Below are 16,520 nucleotides of genomic sequence, written 5' to 3' on the forward strand. Positions count from 1 at the left end.
TTATCATTACGCCATAGCCTGAAGAGAATAAAAAATATCGTTTTATCGTGAGTCTATGCAAAAATGATATGGACCACGCTCAGCCATCAGGTGCCCTATGCCCGCCGTTAACCTACGCCATATCGAGATTTTTCATGCGGTGATGACCACCGGCAATCTCACTGAAGCCGCGCAGATGCTGCACACCTCGCAGCCGACGGTCAGCCGCGAGCTGGCGCGTTTTGAGAAAGTGCTGGGGCTGAAGCTGTTTGAACGCACCCGCGGCAGGCTGCATCCAACGGTGCAGGGTTTACGTCTTTTTGAGGAGGTTCAGCGCTCCTGGTACGGGCTGGACAGGATCGTGAGCGCGGCGGAGAGCCTGAGGGAGTTTCGCCAGGGCGAGCTGTCCATCGTCTGCCTGCCGGTCTTTTCTCAGTCATTCCTGCCGGTACTGCTACAGCCGTTTCTGGCCCGCTATCCGGAGGTCAGCCTGACCATCGTGCCGCAGGAGTCGCCGCTGCTGGAGGAGTGGCTTTCGGCCCAGCGCCACGATCTGGGTCTGACCGAAACCCTCGTCACGCCAGCGGGAACGGAACGCACGGAGCTGCTCTCGCTGGATGAGGTCTGCGTGCTGCCTGCCAGCCACCCGCTTGCTTTCAAAGCAGTTCTGACCCCGGCAGATTTTCACGGTGAGAACTATATCAGCCTGTCGCAGACCGACAGCTACCGGCAGCTTCTGGATGGCCTGTTTGCCGAACATCAGGTGAAGCGGCGGATGGTGATGGAAACGCACAGTGCGGCATCAATTTGCGCGATGGTGCGCGCGGGCGTGGGTATTTCGGTGGTGAACCCGCTCACGGCTATGGACTACGCCAGCAGCGGCGTGGTTCTGCGCCGTTTTAGCGTTTCCGTTCCCTTTACCGTAAGCCTGATCCGCCCGCTGCACCGGCCCGCCTCAGCGCTGGTTGATGCCTTTAGTGAACACCTGATTGCGCACGCGCGTCAGGTGGCGCTTCGCTTACCTGACCTGCAAAAACCTTTATGACAGCATAAACTCCACCGCATCCGCGGCATGGATGGCGGCGGTATCAAAGACCGGTATCGGGCTTTGGTCTGCCGGCACCAGCAGGCCAATTTCGGTACAGCCGAAGATGACTCCTTCCGCCCCCTGCTGCGCCAGTTTCTCAATCACGCTGACGTACCAGGCGCGCGAAGCTTCGCTGAAGGTGCCGAGGCACAGTTCATCAAAAATAATCTGGTTAATGCGCGCCCGGTCTGCCTCCTCCGGGATCAGGCTTTCAATCCCGAACTGGCTACTCAGCCGCCCGCGGTAAAAATCCTGCTCCATGGTGTAGCGCGTCCCCAGCAGCGCCACGCGCGTCATGCCGGCGGCACGTATGGCACGCCCGGTGGCATCCGCGATATGTAAGAACGGCAGCGAACAGCGGTCTTCAATATGCGACGCCACCTTATGCATGGTGTTGGTACACAGCAGAATACCCTGCGCGCCCGCACGCTCCAGGCCAAGTGCGGCGTCTGCCAGCATTTGCCCGGCTTTGTCCCACTCCCCGCTCGACTGGCAGGCTTCTATTTCATGGAAATCCACGCTGTGCAGCAGCAGGCTGGCCGAATGCAGACCGCCCAGACGCTGTTTGACGCCTTCATTAATCAGGCGGTAGTACGGGATCGTTGATTCCCAGCTCATGCCCCCTAACAGACCGATCGTTTTCATCTTTCCTCCTGTACGTTTCACCCAGTGAAGCAAACTTGTGATCGCCTTTCCAGTTATTTGGCTAAACGTTTTCTTTTCGCTGCGGCTGAGATAAGTTAAATGAAACAATGTTTCATTACATAACAGGGCGAAAATATGTTTATTTTCCATAAAGAGACCACGCTTGAGGATTTGGGCAACGGCGTGACGCGTCGTATTCTGGCGCACGATGGCAGGATGATGGCGGTGGAAGTGAATTTCGAGCAAGGTGCGATTGGCCCGCTGCATAACCACCCGCATGAGCAGCTCACCTACGTTCTCTCGGGGGAATTTGAGTTCACCATTGGCGAGGAAAAGCATGTGGTGACGGCGGGCGACACTCTCTATAAAAAGCCGCACGTGATGCACGGCTGCGTTTGCCTCAAACCCGGCACCTTGCTGGATACCTTTACGCCGGTACGCGAGGATTTCCTGAAATAAAAAAAGGCGCTCATCAGAGCGCCTTTTTTCATGTTATTCCGTAACCGGCTCAGGAAGTTGTTCCGGCAGCGGGTTGCGGGAGCGCATTGCTTCGCGCAGCAGCACGCTGCCACAGGCGAACAGCCCACCCAGAATACCCGCCAGCAGCACGATCAGTGCTTTGCCCGGGCCATCTTTTTTCACCGGCATAGAAGGAGAGAGCTGGTATTTGAACGGCTCCAGGCTCACGTCTTCGAAGGAGAGTTTTTGCAGCTGCGCCAGATAGTATTCGCGGTTCTGGAAATCGGCGTTCAGCTCAGAAACATCCTTCAGATTTTTTTCAATCTGCAATTTCTGCGCAATCCCGTCCGCGCCGAGCGCGACGGAGTAATCCGGATCGTCTTTCACCGCCTGTCCGTTACTGTAAACCGGCTTTTTGATCCCTGCCGCGTTCGCCACTTCCAGCGAGTAGTTAAGGCGTTGCAGGTTGGTATTGTGGATATTGGTCAGTCGAACCCGATCCAGCTCCAGCTGCTGCTGAACCGTTTTGGTTCTCAGGATCAGCTGATCGCGGATGTTTTGCATGGTCTCCTGCTCGACGATGCGGGAAATGTACTGAATGTAACCATTCAACACTTTCTGCGCGTCCTCTGCCGTTGGGGCAGTGAAGCTTAACGTCCAGGAGAGATACGGTGCTTTATCAGCATTTTTTTCCTGGGTGTTATCAATAGCCTTCATCTTTTCGGCGATATTGACCACCGCGCGGTGCAGCTCCAGCGGGTCAACCTCGGCGCCATCGAGCTGAGCCATCACGTAAGGAGAGCTCTTCATGTACTCTTCAAGCAGGGACTGAGACTGAAACTTTTTGATAAACAGATTAAATACATCCGCACGGGTAACTTTAACGTCCACATCAAGCACCTGCAGCGTCACCATCATCTGGCGCAGCGAACTCCACTGCGTCTGTTCCGCTGGCGTAATGACCGCTTTACTGGTCCATTTTTGCGGTATCAGGAAGGCGATTGCCAGGCCGACCAGTGCAAATGCAAACACAATGGTAATGATGCGTTTTTTTGCTGCCAGCAGGACGTCCAGCAGACCCAGGAGATCTATTTCTTTAGCGCTGACCGCCGGGGGAGCATAGTGAGGAAAGTTGAGATCCGTATGTTGTTTGAAATCCATTGCTGACATAACTGTTCTTCTTTTAAGGATGCAGTGAAATTCTGCCTGACTGGTTCCGGTTTGAGAAATCATACAAGAATGTAAGAATTATCTGAATGCCGAATTGGTACATCTGTAGACCTGCTATCAGATCTGGTAGTTAGCCACGCTGCGTGACTATTGTTTTTCCCGTTTCCACTTGTGCTTCGTATCGCCTCCTCGCAGCCCCGACGAACGTCCGTGAAAAGGCAAAAATGCCACCTCCCTCACTATATTGAAACAGCGTTTCGACGCTGATCACATTTCCATCATTAAGCGAATGACGCAGAAATAAATCGCAATAATATAAAATAAAACGATGTTTTAGTATCCAAGAACGGCGGTTCAGCTCTTTTGAAACCCAACGCATTTAGCGCAAAGAGGAAGGCAAAAAAGCGTTAAAAAACAATTTTATATTTAGCCGACGCCAGATATTGCACCCTAAAACTCAGCTCTCATGCCGCGCGATGCTGGCCTGGGAAGATGTAACAAAGCAGATTCCGTTTTAAACCATTGATCGCCAGGTAGGTATGTATGAATGAAAACAAGCTGCTGGGGCTCGCATGGATATCACCCTACATCATCGGGTTGATACTCTTTACGGCATTCCCCTTCGTCTCATCATTTTTCCTCAGCTTTACGGATTACGATTTGATGAGTCCGCCGGTGTTTAACGGCATCGAAAACTATCGCTACATGTTTACCGAAGACACGCTCTTCTGGAAATCAATGGGCGTGACCTTTGCATACGTATTTTTAACCATTCCGTTAAAGCTCGCCTTCGCATTAGGGATTGCCTTTGTCCTGAACTTTAAATTACGCGGCATCGGATTTTTCCGTACTGCCTACTATATTCCGTCGATCCTCGGCAGTTCCGTCGCCATTGCCGTATTGTGGCGCGCCTTATTTGCCATCGATGGCCTGCTGAACAGCTTTATCGGCGTATTTGGTTTTGACCCGGTGAACTGGCTGGGTGAACCGTCACTGGCACTAATGTCCGTTACCCTGCTGCGCGTCTGGCAGTTCGGTTCCGCGATGGTCATCTTCCTGGCCGCGCTGCAAAACGTACCGCAGTCCCAGTATGAAGCGGCGATGATCGATGGCGCATCGAAATGGCAGATGTTCATGAAGGTGACCGTGCCGCTGATTACGCCGGTGATCTTCTTCAACTTCATCATGCAGACCACGCAGGCGTTCCAGGAATTTACCGGGCCGTACGTGATCACCGGCGGCGGGCCGACCTATTCGACCTACCTGTTCTCGCTCTACATCTACGACACCGCGTTTAAGTATTTCGATATGGGTTATGGCGCGGCGCTGGCGTGGATCCTGTTCCTGGTGGTGGCCGTCTTCGCCGGTATCGCCTTTAAGTCGTCGAAATACTGGGTGTTCTACTCCGCCGATAAAGGAGGCAAAAATGGCTGATATTCAACAACTCTCCACGGCAAGAAGCATCGCCGAACGCGAAGTAGCCCGCACGCTGCGCAGAGAGAAAATCAATGCCACCGTTCGCTATGCGATCCTGCTGTTTGTCGGCCTGCTGATGCTTTACCCGCTGGTGTGGATGTTCTCCGCGTCGTTCAAACCGAACCACGAGATCTTCACCACCCTGAGCCTGTGGCCTGCCCATGCCACCTGGGACGGCTTCATCAACGGCTGGAAAACCGGCACCGAGTACAACTTCGGCCACTACATGCTGAACACCTTTAAGTATGTGATCCCGAAAGTGATCCTGACCATTATCTCCTCCACCATCGTGGCGTATGGCTTTGCCCGCTTCGAGATCCCGTGGAAGAAGTTCTGGTTCGCCACGCTCATTACCACCATGCTGCTACCCAGCACCGTGCTGCTGATCCCGCAGTACCTGATGTTCCGTGAAATGGGCATGCTGAACAGCTATATGCCGCTGTACCTGCCGCTGGCCTTCGCCACCCAGGGGTTCTTCGTCTTCATGCTGATCCAGTTCCTGCGCGGCGTCCCGCGTGACATGGAAGAGGCGGCGCAGATTGACGGCTGTAACTCCCTTCAGGTGCTGTGGTACGTGGTTGTGCCGATCCTTAAACCGGCCATTATCTCCGTCGCCCTGTTCCAGTTCATGTGGTCCATGAACGACTTTATCGGGCCGCTGATTTATGTCTACAGCGTGGATAAATACCCGATTGCACTGGCGCTGAAAATGTCCATCGACGTCACCGAAGGGGCGCCGTGGAACGAAATTCTGGCAATGGCGAGCATCTCCATTCTGCCATCCATCATTGTCTTCTTCCTGGCACAGCGCTACTTCGTACAGGGCGTCACCAGCAGCGGAATTAAAGGTTAAGAGGGAAATACCATGGCTGAAGTTATTTTCAACAAGCTGGAAAAGGTCTACTCCAACGGTTTTAAAGCGGTACACGCTATCGATCTTAAAATCGCCGAAGGGGAATTCATGGTGATCGTCGGCCCATCCGGCTGCGCCAAATCCACTACTCTGCGCATGCTGGCGGGACTGGAAACCATCAGCGGCGGCGAGGTGCGTATCGGCGACAAGATCGTGAACAACCTCGCGCCGAAAGAGCGCGGGATTGCGATGGTGTTCCAGAACTACGCCCTCTATCCACACATGACGGTGCGCGAGAATCTGGCCTTTGGCCTCAAGTTGAGCAAGCTGCCGAAAGATCAGATTGAGTCCCAGGTGAATGAAGCCGCCAAAATTCTTGAGCTTGAAGAGCTGCTCGACCGCCTGCCGCGCCAGCTTTCCGGCGGCCAGGCGCAGCGCGTGGCGGTAGGCCGTGCGATTGTGAAAAAACCGGATGTGTTCCTGTTCGATGAGCCGCTTTCAAACCTCGACGCCAAACTGCGCGCCTCGATGCGTATCCGTATTTCCGACCTGCATAAGCAGCTGAAGAAATCCGGAAAACCGGCCACCACCGTTTACGTGACCCACGACCAGACCGAAGCGATGACCATGGGCGACCGCATCTGCGTGATGAAGCTTGGCCATATCATGCAGGTGGATACGCCGGACAATCTCTACCACAAGCCGAAGAACATGTTCGTGGCGGGCTTTATCGGCGCGCCGGAGATGAATATACGCAAAAGCGTGCTGGTCGAAAAAGCGGGACAGCTGCACATCGCCATTGGTGATGAAAGCATGCCGCTGAATGCGGAGAAGCAGGAGAAAGTCGCCGCTTACGCGGGTAAGGAGATCTTCTTCGGCGTGCGCCCGGAATTTGTGTCGCTCTCTGATGAGCCCTTCCCGAACGGCGGCTGTAGTGGGGAGATGGTGCGCGTTGAGAACATGGGCCACGAATTCTTTGTGTACCTGAAGGTCGCGGACTACGAACTGACCGCCAGAATCCCGTCCGATGAAGCTAAGCCAATGATTGATAAGGGACTTCATCGTAAGGTGTATTTCACGTTTGATATGAATAAGTGTCATATTTTTGACGCAAAAACTGAACAGAACCTCTCTCTCTGATGGAGTGATAAAAATGAAAAAAGTGCTTTTAAGCGCAGCTATCTCCGCGACCCTGGGCCTTACCGCTTTGCCATCGATGGCGCAGAATGTGGATTTACGGATGTCCTGGTGGGGCGGCAACGGCCGTCACCAGGTCACCCTGAAAGCGCTGGAGGAGTTCCATAAGCAGAACCCGGACATCAACGTGAAAGCGGAATACACCGGCTGGGACGGTCACCTCTCCCGTCTGACCACCCAGATTGCGGGTGGAACCGAGCCAGACGTAATGCAGACGAACTGGAACTGGCTGCCGATCTTCTCCAAAACCGGTGACGGCTTCTACGATCTAAACAAGATGAAAGAGGTGATCGACCTGTCGCAGTTCGATCCCAAAGAGCTGCAAACCACCACCGTGGATGGCAAGCTGAACGGCATTCCGATCTCGGTGACGGCGCGGGTGTTCTACTTCAATGACGAAACCTGGAAAAAAGCGGGTATTGCGTACCCGAAAACCTGGGACGAGCTGATGGCGGCCGGTAAAACCTTCGAGAGCAAGCTCGGTAAGCAATACTATCCGGTGATCCTCGAGCACCAGGATACGCTGGCGCTGCTGAATTCGTACATGATCCAGAAGTACAACATTCCTGCGGTGGATGAGAAAACCAAAAAGTTCAGCTACACAAAGGAACAGTGGGTGGAGTTCTTCCAGACCTACAAAAAGCTGATCGACAGCCACGTCATGCCGGACACCAAATATTATGCCTCATTTGGTAAGAGCAACATGTATGAGATGAAGCCGTGGATCCAGGGAGAATGGGGCGGCACCTATATGTGGAACTCCACCATCAACAAATATTCCGACAACCTGAAGCCACCGGCGAAACTGGAGCTGGGCAGCTACCCAATGCTGCCGGGCGCCACCGACGCGGGCCTGTTCTTCAAACCGGCGCAAATGCTGTCGATTGGTAAGTCGACCAAAAACCCGGAAGCGGCGGCGAAGCTGATTAATTTCCTGCTCAACAGCAAAGAAGGGGTCGATACGCTGGGTCTTGAGCGTGGCGTACCGCTGAGCAAAGTAGCGGTGCAGTATCTGACTGAAGACGGCACCATTAAAGAGGACGATCCTTCCGTGGCAGGCCTGCGTCTGGCGCAGTCGCTGCCGGCGAAACTCACCGTCTCGCCATACTTTGACGACCCACAGATTGTGGCGCAGTTCGGTACTTCTTTGCAGTATATCGACTACGGGCAGAAAACCGTGGAAGAGACGGCCGCTGACTTCCAGCGTCAGGCGGAGCGTATTTTGAGACGTGCGATGCGGTAAACACTAAGCCGCTTACCCGGCCTACACGGTATCGTAGGCCCGGTAAGCGAAGCACCACCGGGCAATTACATTACACGCCGATATTACGTAGTTTCTCCCCTCTCATCAGCTTGCGTTCAATATGCTCCAGGGTCACGCCCTTGGTTTCGGGGATCAGCCAGAAGGTCACACCGATAAACGCCACGTTCAGCACCGTATAGAGCCAGAAGGTGCCTGCCGCGCCAATCGCATCCAGCAGCGTCAGGAAGGTCGCGCCAATGATCATGTTCGACACCCAGTTGGTGGTGGTGGAACAGGTGATACCAAAGTCGCGGCATTTCAGCGGCTGTATTTCAGAGCACAGGATCCACACCACCGGCGCGGCGCTCATCGCGTAACCGGCGATACACATCATGGTCATGCCCACGGAGAGCCAGGAGAGGCCGCTTGACGCCGTGCCGTTATCGAACTGCATCAGGCAGTAGCCAAGGATTAAGGTGCCGAGCGCCATCACGCTAAAGCCAATTTTCAGGGCGGGTTTACGTCCGGCCTTATCAACGGTGAACACCGCGATAAAGGTGGCGAACATAAAGGTCAGCCCCACCACCAGCGTGGCGATCATCTGCTGTTCGGTGGTGGTAAAACCGGCCATTTTAAAAATGCGCGGGGCGTAATACATAATGATGTTCATCCCCGTAAACTGCTGCATCGCCTGTAACAGCATGCCGAGGAACACTGCGCGGCGCACGTTGCGGTTCGCCTTAAACAGGGACCAGCCGCCCTGCTTCAGCTTCAGGCTTTCACGGATTTCGTTCAGCTCTTCACGCGCTTTTTCAGACGTGTCGCGCAACATGCGCAGTACCTCTTCCGCCTCCACGTGACGCCCTTTTTGCGCCAGCCAGCGCGGGCTGTTCGGCAGGAAAATGACTAACACAATCAGCAGCAGCGCAGGCAGCGCCAGCACGCCAAGCATTGCCCGCCAGTTGCCGCTGTAGCTGAAGTACGTATCCGACAGAAACGCCAGCACGATACCGAGCGTCACCATCAGCTGATACATACTGATCATCTTCCCGCGCACGTTCTCGCTTGCCATTTCAGAGAGATAAAGCGGCGCGGTGTAGGACGCGATACCCACCGCTACGCCAAGCAGCACGCGTGAAAGCAGCAGCACTTCTATGTTTGTCGCAAACGCGGAGCCGATGGAGCCTGCGACGAACAGGATCGCCCCAACCATCAGGCTGTATTTGCGCCCGAGACGGAACGACAGCCAGCCGTTAAACAACGCGCCGATGGCCGCGCCCAGCATCATGCTGCTTACCACCCACTCTTGCAGGCGGTTGCTTAACGTAAAGTGGTCGGTAATAAAGGGCAGTGCGCCAGCGATAACGCCGATATCCAGACCAAACAGTAGACCGGCTACGGCGGCCGCAACAGAAACAAACTGGTTCATGCGTCGGGTATCGCGCAGCGCAGCGGGCATAAGGGTAGAGTCATTTATAGATGTCATAGTTTCCTGCCTCAACAGCGAAATTCGTTAAGTGAAATTACGAGATACCGGAAGAAAGTGTCAGGTCGGAACTGGTGAAGATATGGATTATTTCGCTACGACATACCGTTCTGTGATGGACATTACAATTTCAAATCAGGGTGGTTTAACCTTATTTTTTATTAATTAGTTAATATTTAAGCAATAAATGTGTGATACCCGTCATTTATTCCTTTTTAGTATGGATTTTTCATCTTTAAGGATATGGATAAAGCCAATTTTGGCGCAAAAAAAACCTCCACCCGAGGGCAGAGGTTCTTTATTAAGGCTGAATTAACGTGCCAGCCAGCCGCCGTCAACGGCGACGGTATAGCCGTTAATGTAATCCGAAGCCGGAGAAGCCAGGAACACAACCGGGCCCATCAGATCGCTCGGCAGACCCCAGCGACCCGCTGGAATACGTTCCAGAATTGCCGCGCTGCGCTCTTCATCAGCACGCAGCTGCTGGGTATTGTTGGTGGCCATGTAGCCCGGCGCAATCGCGTTGACGTTGATATTGTGCTGCGCCCACTCGTTCGCCAGCAGACGGGTCACGCCCATCACGGCGCTCTTCGATGCGGTGTAAGACGGTACGCGGATGCCGCCCTGGAAAGAGAGCATGGAGGCAATATTGATGATCTTGCCGCCTTTCCCCTGCGCGATGAAGTGCTTCGCAGCCGCCTGGGACATAAAGAACACGCTCTTGATGTTCAGGTTCATCACGTCGTCCCAGTCCGTTTCGCTGAAGTTAATCGCATCTTCACGGCGAATCAGGCCCGCATTGTTGACCAGAATATCGATATGTCCGAACTCCGCCACCGCGCGATCCAGCAGTTCAGGGATCGCATCGATTTTGCGCAGGTCCGCGGTCAGGCTCAGGAAACGACGGCCCAGCGCGGTGACGCGCTCGATGGTTTCCGTTGGCTCTACGATGTTAATCCCGACGATATCACAGCCCGCTTCCGCCAGACCTAACGCCATACCCTGCCCCAGCCCGGTGTCACACCCGGAAACCACAGCCACTTTACCCTGCAGAGAAAATGCATCCAGAATCATGTTTGTTCCTTAATCGTTCAGCGCCTGTCACCAACAGGCAGATGTATGCTTAACTGCCTGCGACTAGCGCAGATCCTTAACAGCGACGTGGTCCATGTCATCGAAGACCTGGTTTTCACCGACCATACCCCAGATAAAGGTATAAGCTTTCGTTCCCACGCCAGAGTGGATGGACCAGCTTGGCGAAATGACCGCCTGCTCGTTGTGCATCACGATATGGCGAGTTTCCTGCGGCTGTCCCATCATGTGGAACACGCAGGCATCTTCATCCATGTTGAAGTAGAAATAGACTTCCATGCGGCGCTCGTGGGTATGGCACGGCATGGTGTTCCACAGGTTGCCCGGCGCAAGCTCGGTCAGCCCCATGCTGAGCTGGCAAGTTTCCAGCACATCCGGTACGAAGTATTTATTGATGGTGCGGCGGTTGCTGGTGAGGTTGTCACCAAGGGTCACCGGGGCAACGTCCGCTGGCGTGACTTTTTTGGTTGGGTAAGTCGTATGAGCCGGGGCGCAGTTGTAGTAAAACTTCGCCGGTTTGCTGCCATCGATGCTGGCGAACACCACTTCTTTCGCGCCTTTTCCGACGTACAGCGCGTCACGGTGACCAATTTCGTAGCACTGGCCATCGACGGTTATGGTGCCCGGCCCGCCAATGTTAATCACGCCCAGTTCACGGCGTTCGAGGAAGTAGCTCACGCCCAGCTGTTTGCCCACTTCACCGCCCACGGAGACGGTTTTCGCCACCGGCATAATCCCGCCCACAATAATGCGGTCAATATGGCTGTAGACCATGGTGTACTTGTCGGCTTCGAACACTTGCTCAACTAAAAACTCACTGCGCAACCCCTGAGTATCCAGCGTTTTTGCGTGCGCACTGTGGATGCTTTGTCTGACGTCCACGTAAACCTCCAGAATTGATCGTGCCCGAAGGCAAAGATGAATAACGAAACAATGTTCCGTTTTCGTGATGAACACATATTATCCCCTGTACATGGGGTTTTCAATTACATTTAAAACAACGTTTCATTTTTTCTGTATGTTTATGCCAGAAATGGTGTTTCGATCACGATAAATCTTTAAGCCCCTCAATCTGGCTAAAGAAACTGAGAATTTGCGCTGTCAGTCACACACAATGAAACGACGTTTTGATAATTTAACACCTAGTTTTCAACCTATATTACGCGTTCAAAGGAGTGCATTATGGCTAAAGGTATGCGGGTCAAGCTGAACTACGAGGTCAGCCGCGATCCGGATACAGGCGTGGAAGTTACCCGCCTGACCCCACCGGAAGTAACCTGTCATCGCAACTACTTTTACCAGAAGTGCTTCTTTAACGATGGCAGCCACCTGCTGTTCGCCGGGGAGTTCGACGGTCACTGGAACTATTACCTGCTGGATCTGAAAAACGCCGAAGCGGTGCAGCTGACCGAAGGCGCGGGCGATAACACCTTTGGCGGGTTCCTCTCTCCGGACGATCAATCCCTCTACTATGTGAAGAACGATCGCACCCTGCTTGAGGTGGATTTACAGACGCTGGCAGAGCGCGAAGTGTACCGCGTCCCGGAAGAGTGGGTTGGCTACGGCACCTGGGTCGCGAACAGCGACTGCACCAAACTGGTAGGTATTGAGATTGCCAGACGTGACTGGACGCCACTCAACGACTGGAAAATTTTCCACGACTTCTTCCACAAAGGGCCGCACTGCCGCCTGCTGCGCGTTGATCTAAAAACGGGTGAAAGCACCACCATCCATGACGAGAAGATCTGGCTGGGACATCCGATTTATCGCCCGTTCGATGACAATACCGTGGCCTTCTGTCATGAAGGGCCACACGACCTGGTTGACGCCCGCATGTGGCTGGTCAACGAAGATGGCAGCAACGTGCGGAAAGTGAAAACGCACGCGGAAGGGGAAAGCTGCACGCATGAATTTTGGGTGCCGGACGGGTCCGCGCTGATCTACGTCTCTTACCTGAAAGGTCAGCAAGGGCGCACCATCTCCCGCTTCAATCCGGACACCGGCGTGAATGAAGCGGTAATGAACATGCCCGCCTGTTCGCACCTGATGAGCAATGTTGACGGCACCATGCTGGTTGGCGACGGTTCCGGCACGCCTGTCGATGTGAAAGACACCGGCGGCTACACCATTGATAACGATCCTTATCTGTATGCCTTTGACGTGGCGAAGAAAGCCTATTACCGCATTGCCCGTCATGACACTTCCTGGGCTACGGTGGCGAACAGCCGCCAGGTAACCCACCCGCATCCGTCCTTCACGCCGGACGAAAAAGCGGTGCTGTACAGTTCCGATAAAGACGGCAAACCGGCCCTCTATATCGCGAAACTCCCCGAGCAACCTGAAATGTTGCATGCCTGAATGAGTTAGTGTTTCTGTAACTGGCCTTGCCCTCCGATTCGGAGGGCTTTTTTTTGGGTGATTGCGGCGCTTTTTGCCGGGTGGCGCTAACGCTTACCCGGCCTACGAAACGACTGATTCGAGAGAAAGTGTAGCCGGGTAAGCGCATCGCCATCCGGCATACGAAACGACGGAGTGGAAGGAAAGTGTAGGCCGGGTAAGCGAAGCGCCACCCGGCGGTTTTTAGCGAAGAAGCTGGATTATCAGAAGGAGTACGCCACGCCTAAACGGAAACGGGTCTGGCGTTCGTCAGTGTCTTTAACCCCCACGTTGCCCACCTCAACATACGGTGCCCAGTTTTTATCCCATTTGTAGGCGAGCTTGGCGTTATATTCATTGGAATAATCTTTATTGTTATTTCGGGCCACGCCTTCAGAGCTTTTCGCGTAAACATAGTTCAGCTCGGTACGCCAGTCACCTAATACCCAACCGACCCACGCATCACCACGGTTAACTTTATCATCGTCCTTATTTGAGCTTGACGGGTAGCGGGTATATTCATAACGGTAACGCGCGGCCACGTAGAAGCCATTATCGAAACTATATTGCACATGCAGATTCGGTTTATAAATGGTACGACTGTCTGTGCTTTCAATCGTAAACGCAGGCGTCAGGGCGATATTGTCTGTCGCTTTCCAGCGCCAGCTAATCTGATCTTCGTGACCGTTCCCCACCACATCCGCGAATGGCTGATCTGCCTTGTCCCCGCCTGATTTCCACTTCGCCTCGACTGAAAAACCGAAGCCATTGTCAAAGCGGTGCGAGACGGCAACACGGTCGGCATTCGAGCCGCTGTCAATATATTCGTGACGCAGATCGACGGTAACGGCGCTAGCCGCAAAAGAGGCACTAATAAGGGAAGCAAGGAGCAGAGATTTCTTAAACATGAAAAAACCCTCAATTAAAATAACGTTTCGTTTTTATGAAACTTGAGTTTATTTTTTATGTACCGTTATTTTAGTGACAAGGATCGAAATTATTTGTTTCATTTTTTTTGGCAAAGATCGACGTGAACCTCATCAACAAAAAAGGCGTATAACGCATAAATTCCAGGCGTGAGATCACACTAAGAACTTCACAAAGCGAATAATTCACCGCGCAATAATTATTGTGGGCTTAAGAAAGAACGCAGAAGTGTTAAAAAAGGATTCTGCGGACATAAAAAAACCTCCCGAGGGAGGCTTTCTGTGCGCAGAGGGGGAAATTACCGTTCGATAGCCAGGGCTACCCCCTGCCCTCCGCCAATGCAGAGCGTTGCGATCCCTTTTCGGGCGTTACGCTTTTTCATTTCGTGGACTAGCGACACCAGAATGCGGCAGCCGGAAGCGCCAATAGGATGACCGAGCGCGATCGCACCGCCGTTGACGTTGACCCGCAGCGGATCCCATTCCAGCATTTTCCCGACCGAGATCGCCTGTGCAGCAAAGGCTTCATTGACTTCAATCAGATCTACATCGTTCAGCTGCCAGCCCGCCCGCTCAAGACAGCGGCGCGTGGCATAGACCGGGGCGATCCCCATTAACGCAGGATCAACACCCACGCTGGCAAACGCTTTGATGCGCGCCAGCACCGGCAGCGCCAGCTCCTGGGCTTTGCTTTCACTCATCATCATCACCGCCGCCGCACCGTCGTTAATGGATGATGCGTTACCTGCCGTTACAGAACCGAGCGTTTCGAAGGCCGGATCGAGTTTTGCCAGCCCTTCTGCGCTGGCATCGGTGCGCGGCTGCTCGTCGGTATCAACGATGAGCGCTTCGCCGTTCTGGCGCAGGGTACTGACCGGGACAATTTCATCGCGAAAACGGCCGGAGTCGATCGCCGCGCGTGCTTTTTGCTGCGAGCTAAGCGCATACGCATCCTGAAGCTCGCGGCTGATGCCGTATTCCCGCGCCAGGTTTTCCGCCGTTACGCCCATATGGTAGTCGTTGAAGGCGTCCCACAGCCCGTCATGAACCAGGCTGTCAAGCAGTTGACTGTTCCCGAGCTGCGCGCCGGTCCGGCTGTCGGTCAGGACATGCGGGGCGCGGCTCATGTTTTCCTGCCCTCCGGCAATGACCACGTCCGCTTCACCGCACTGGATGGCCTGCGTCGCAAGATGGAGCGCTTTCAAACCTGAACCACAGACGTCGTTGATGGTAATCGCCGAAACGGTGTTAGGCAGGCCGCCTTTCAGCGCCGCCTGGCGCGCAGGGTTTTGTCCCGCGCCAGCGGTCAGCACCTGGCCGAGGATCACCTCATCAATTTCATGTGCGGCAACCCCGCTGCGTTCCACCAGCGCTCTTACCACCACGCTGCCGAGATCAACCGCAGAGTGACGCGCAAGCGCTCCCTGAAAACAGCCGATAGCCGTACGTAACGCACCCACTATAACGACATCTTTCATCACGACCTCTGTGCAAAATGACATGACGATAGTAGAGGATTGTTATCAACAATTGACGCAAATGTTTAAAATTAGTGAGTTTAGTCACAGGATTATCGTGCGTCCTGCAAGTACTGGCGCAGCCAGCTTCCGGCGACGCCGGGCGGGGTTCTTTTGTTCCATACCAGATCGATGGCAATCGACCTCGGCCAGCCCGGCACGTTCAGCTGCACCAGCGATTTCGATGCGGCAAATTCGTCGACCAGCGCGCAGGGTAAGGCGCACCAGCCAAAGCCCTGTACCGCCATGCTCAGCAGCAGCAGGTAGTTCGGCGCAGACCAGACCGGCCCGCGCGCAAGGGGCGCTTCCCGTTCAAGATAGGTACTCAGCCGCAGCTCGCGCCAGCCATGCAGCTCGTCCGCCTGCGTCTCATGTTGCCCTGCCAGAGGATGTCCGGCAGAAACGTAAATAGCCATCCGCGTCTGCATAGGCAGGCGGGTCGCGCCAATATCGGTCGGGTAGCTGTCGCGTGCTTCCGTCAGGCCAATTTGCGCCCGCTCCTTTTGCAGCAGATCGATCACGTCCTCCTCTTCCCCAATCAGACACTCGAATTCGGTGTGCGGAAAACGCTGGTCGAACTGGCTCATCATCTCTTCCAGTACGGCCGGGTTAAGCGTATCGGAGAGAACAAAGGTAAAACGCGCCTCCGTTTGCGCCGTTAAGGATACGGCCAGCTCATCAAGGCGCGCGCTGGCGGCGAGGATTGACTGGACATAGCCCAGCACCTGTTCACCCTGGGCGGTTAACACCGGGTGACGGCCCGAGCGATCAAACAGCTCAAAGCCAAGGTCAGCTTCAAGGTTGGCGATGGAGGTGCTGATGGTGGACTGGCTTTTACGCAGCCGTCGTGCCGCAGCTGAAAACGAACCTGCAGCGACAGTTTCAACAAACGCGGTCAGTGCTTCGGGAGAATAACGCATGATGTATCTACTTTATCGATGGATACCATCTTTTATATATCACCTTAAGCGATAAGAATAGGCCGCATCAACGCCCATACTGGCGTCTATATGA

The 16,520-nt window shown here is 54.2% G+C and carries 15 protein-coding genes; 7 read left to right on the forward strand and 8 right to left on the reverse strand.

The genetic code is table 11. The features are described from left to right. The first annotated feature begins 97 nt into the window (after positions 1–97). Positions 98–1,024, forward strand: a complete 927-nt coding sequence (locus L350_RS06750) for a LysR family transcriptional regulator (RefSeq protein WP_022649247.1) — start codon at positions 98–100, stop codon at positions 1,022–1,024. On the opposite strand, the gene L350_RS06745 is transcribed toward L350_RS06750, so the two are convergent. Next, on the reverse strand, positions 1,019–1,711 hold the full coding sequence (locus tag L350_RS06745; protein ID WP_023306862.1) for an aspartate/glutamate racemase: 693 nt from the start codon (positions 1,709–1,711) through the stop codon (positions 1,019–1,021). The genes L350_RS06750 and L350_RS06745 overlap by 6 nt on opposite strands. Positions 1,712–1,846: 135 nt before the next feature. Between L350_RS06745 and L350_RS06740 the strand changes: the two genes are divergently transcribed. Then, positions 1,847–2,170 (forward strand): cupin domain-containing protein, encoded by a 324-nt coding sequence (locus L350_RS06740; protein ID WP_022649249.1) that lies wholly within the window; start codon positions 1,847–1,849, stop codon positions 2,168–2,170. A gap of 33 nt (positions 2,171–2,203) precedes the next feature. On the opposite strand, the gene wzz(fepE) is transcribed toward L350_RS06740, so the two are convergent. Then, positions 2,204–3,340, reverse strand: coding sequence for an LPS O-antigen length regulator Wzz(fepE) (gene wzz(fepE) / locus L350_RS06735; protein WP_023298520.1), 1,137 nt, complete (start codon positions 3,338–3,340; stop codon positions 2,204–2,206). Between the two features lie 543 nt (positions 3,341–3,883). On the opposite strand from wzz(fepE), the gene L350_RS06730 reads away from it, so the two are divergent. The 4 genes from L350_RS06730 to L350_RS06715 are packed head-to-tail and all read left to right on the forward strand — an operon-like array spanning position 3,884 to position 8,109. Next, complete coding sequence (locus L350_RS06730) at positions 3,884–4,774, forward strand: carbohydrate ABC transporter permease (RefSeq protein ID WP_003862825.1); 891 nt, start codon at positions 3,884–3,886, stop codon at positions 4,772–4,774. Next, the gene (locus tag L350_RS06725) at positions 4,767–5,669 is read left to right on the forward strand and encodes a carbohydrate ABC transporter permease (protein WP_022649251.1); all 903 of its coding nucleotides are present in this window, start codon (positions 4,767–4,769) and stop codon (positions 5,667–5,669) included. The genes L350_RS06730 and L350_RS06725 overlap by 8 nt, the downstream gene beginning before the upstream one ends. A 12-nt stretch (positions 5,670–5,681) precedes the next feature. Beyond that, complete coding sequence (locus L350_RS06720) at positions 5,682–6,809, forward strand: ABC transporter ATP-binding protein (protein ID WP_032626059.1); 1,128 nt, start codon at positions 5,682–5,684, stop codon at positions 6,807–6,809. A 13-nt stretch (positions 6,810–6,822) separates the two neighbouring features. Beyond that, positions 6,823–8,109: an ABC transporter substrate-binding protein gene (locus L350_RS06715; protein WP_032626062.1), complete on the forward strand. Its 1,287-nt coding sequence runs from the start codon at positions 6,823–6,825 to the stop codon at positions 8,107–8,109. Between the two features lie 70 nt (positions 8,110–8,179). On the opposite strand, the gene L350_RS06710 is transcribed toward L350_RS06715, so the two are convergent. From L350_RS06710 to kduI, 3 genes are all read right to left on the reverse strand, one after another. Then, entirely contained in the window at positions 8,180–9,595 is a 1,416-nt protein-coding gene (locus L350_RS06710; protein WP_023298523.1) for an arabinose-proton symporter AraE, read from the reverse strand. Positions 9,596–9,907: 312 nt separating this feature from the next. Then, positions 9,908–10,669 carry a 2-dehydro-3-deoxy-D-gluconate 5-dehydrogenase KduD gene (kduD, locus tag L350_RS06705; RefSeq protein WP_003862835.1) on the reverse strand — a complete coding sequence of 254 codons (762 nt, stop codon included), beginning with the start codon at positions 10,667–10,669 and terminating at the stop codon, positions 9,908–9,910. A 63-nt stretch (positions 10,670–10,732) separates the two neighbouring features. Beyond that, entirely contained in the window at positions 10,733–11,569 is an 837-nt protein-coding gene (gene kduI, locus L350_RS06700; RefSeq protein WP_017382863.1) for a 5-dehydro-4-deoxy-D-glucuronate isomerase, read from the reverse strand. Between the two features lie 300 nt (positions 11,570–11,869). On the opposite strand from kduI, the gene L350_RS06695 reads away from it, so the two are divergent. Beyond that, on the forward strand, positions 11,870–13,045 hold the full coding sequence (locus tag L350_RS06695; protein WP_023298524.1) for an oligogalacturonate lyase family protein: 1,176 nt from the start codon (positions 11,870–11,872) through the stop codon (positions 13,043–13,045). A gap of 242 nt (positions 13,046–13,287) precedes the next feature. On the opposite strand, the gene L350_RS06690 is transcribed toward L350_RS06695, so the two are convergent. The 3 genes from L350_RS06690 to L350_RS06680 all read right to left on the reverse strand — a co-directional run bounded on the left by L350_RS06690 (position 13,288) and on the right by L350_RS06680 (position 16,426). After that, positions 13,288–13,971, reverse strand: a complete 684-nt coding sequence (locus L350_RS06690; RefSeq protein ID WP_003862842.1) for an oligogalacturonate-specific porin KdgM family protein — start codon at positions 13,969–13,971, stop codon at positions 13,288–13,290. A gap of 317 nt (positions 13,972–14,288) precedes the next feature. Then, positions 14,289–15,467 carry an acetyl-CoA C-acetyltransferase gene (locus L350_RS06685; RefSeq protein WP_032626064.1) on the reverse strand — a complete coding sequence of 393 codons (1,179 nt, stop codon included), beginning with the start codon at positions 15,465–15,467 and terminating at the stop codon, positions 14,289–14,291. A 92-nt stretch (positions 15,468–15,559) separates the two neighbouring features. Beyond that, positions 15,560–16,426: a LysR family transcriptional regulator gene (locus L350_RS06680; RefSeq protein ID WP_032626067.1), complete on the reverse strand. Its 867-nt coding sequence runs from the start codon at positions 16,424–16,426 to the stop codon at positions 15,560–15,562. Between the last annotated feature and the right edge of the window lie 94 nt (positions 16,427–16,520).

The sequence above is a fragment of the Enterobacter sp. MGH 4 genome, assembly GCF_000534735.1.
Taxonomy (GTDB): Bacteria; Pseudomonadota; Gammaproteobacteria; order Enterobacterales; family Enterobacteriaceae; genus Enterobacter; species Enterobacter intestinihominis.

Excerpts from the sequence above, each read along its gene's own strand:
- L350_RS06750 (WP_022649247.1), top strand. The coding sequence starts at position 98 with ATGCCCGCCGTTAACCTACGCCATATCGAGATTTTTCATGCGGTGATG.
- L350_RS06745 (WP_023306862.1), bottom strand. The coding sequence starts at position 1,711 with ATGAAAACGATCGGTCTGTTAGGGGGCATGAGCTGGGAATCAACGATC.
- L350_RS06740 (WP_022649249.1), top strand. The coding sequence starts at position 1,847 with ATGTTTATTTTCCATAAAGAGACCACGCTTGAGGATTTGGGCAACGGC.
- L350_RS06730 (WP_003862825.1), top strand. The coding sequence starts at position 3,884 with ATGAATGAAAACAAGCTGCTGGGGCTCGCATGGATATCACCCTACATC.
- L350_RS06725 (WP_022649251.1), top strand. The coding sequence starts at position 4,767 with ATGGCTGATATTCAACAACTCTCCACGGCAAGAAGCATCGCCGAACGC.
- L350_RS06720 (WP_032626059.1), top strand. The coding sequence starts at position 5,682 with ATGGCTGAAGTTATTTTCAACAAGCTGGAAAAGGTCTACTCCAACGGT.
- L350_RS06715 (WP_032626062.1), top strand. The coding sequence starts at position 6,823 with ATGAAAAAAGTGCTTTTAAGCGCAGCTATCTCCGCGACCCTGGGCCTT.
- L350_RS06710 (WP_023298523.1), bottom strand. The coding sequence starts at position 9,595 with ATGACATCTATAAATGACTCTACCCTTATGCCCGCTGCGCTGCGCGAT.
- kduD (WP_003862835.1), bottom strand. The coding sequence starts at position 10,669 with ATGATTCTGGATGCATTTTCTCTGCAGGGTAAAGTGGCTGTGGTTTCC.
- L350_RS06695 (WP_023298524.1), top strand. The coding sequence starts at position 11,870 with ATGGCTAAAGGTATGCGGGTCAAGCTGAACTACGAGGTCAGCCGCGAT.
- L350_RS06690 (WP_003862842.1), bottom strand. The coding sequence starts at position 13,971 with ATGTTTAAGAAATCTCTGCTCCTTGCTTCCCTTATTAGTGCCTCTTTT.
- L350_RS06685 (WP_032626064.1), bottom strand. The coding sequence starts at position 15,467 with ATGAAAGATGTCGTTATAGTGGGTGCGTTACGTACGGCTATCGGCTGT.
- L350_RS06680 (WP_032626067.1), bottom strand. The coding sequence starts at position 16,426 with ATGCGTTATTCTCCCGAAGCACTGACCGCGTTTGTTGAAACTGTCGCT.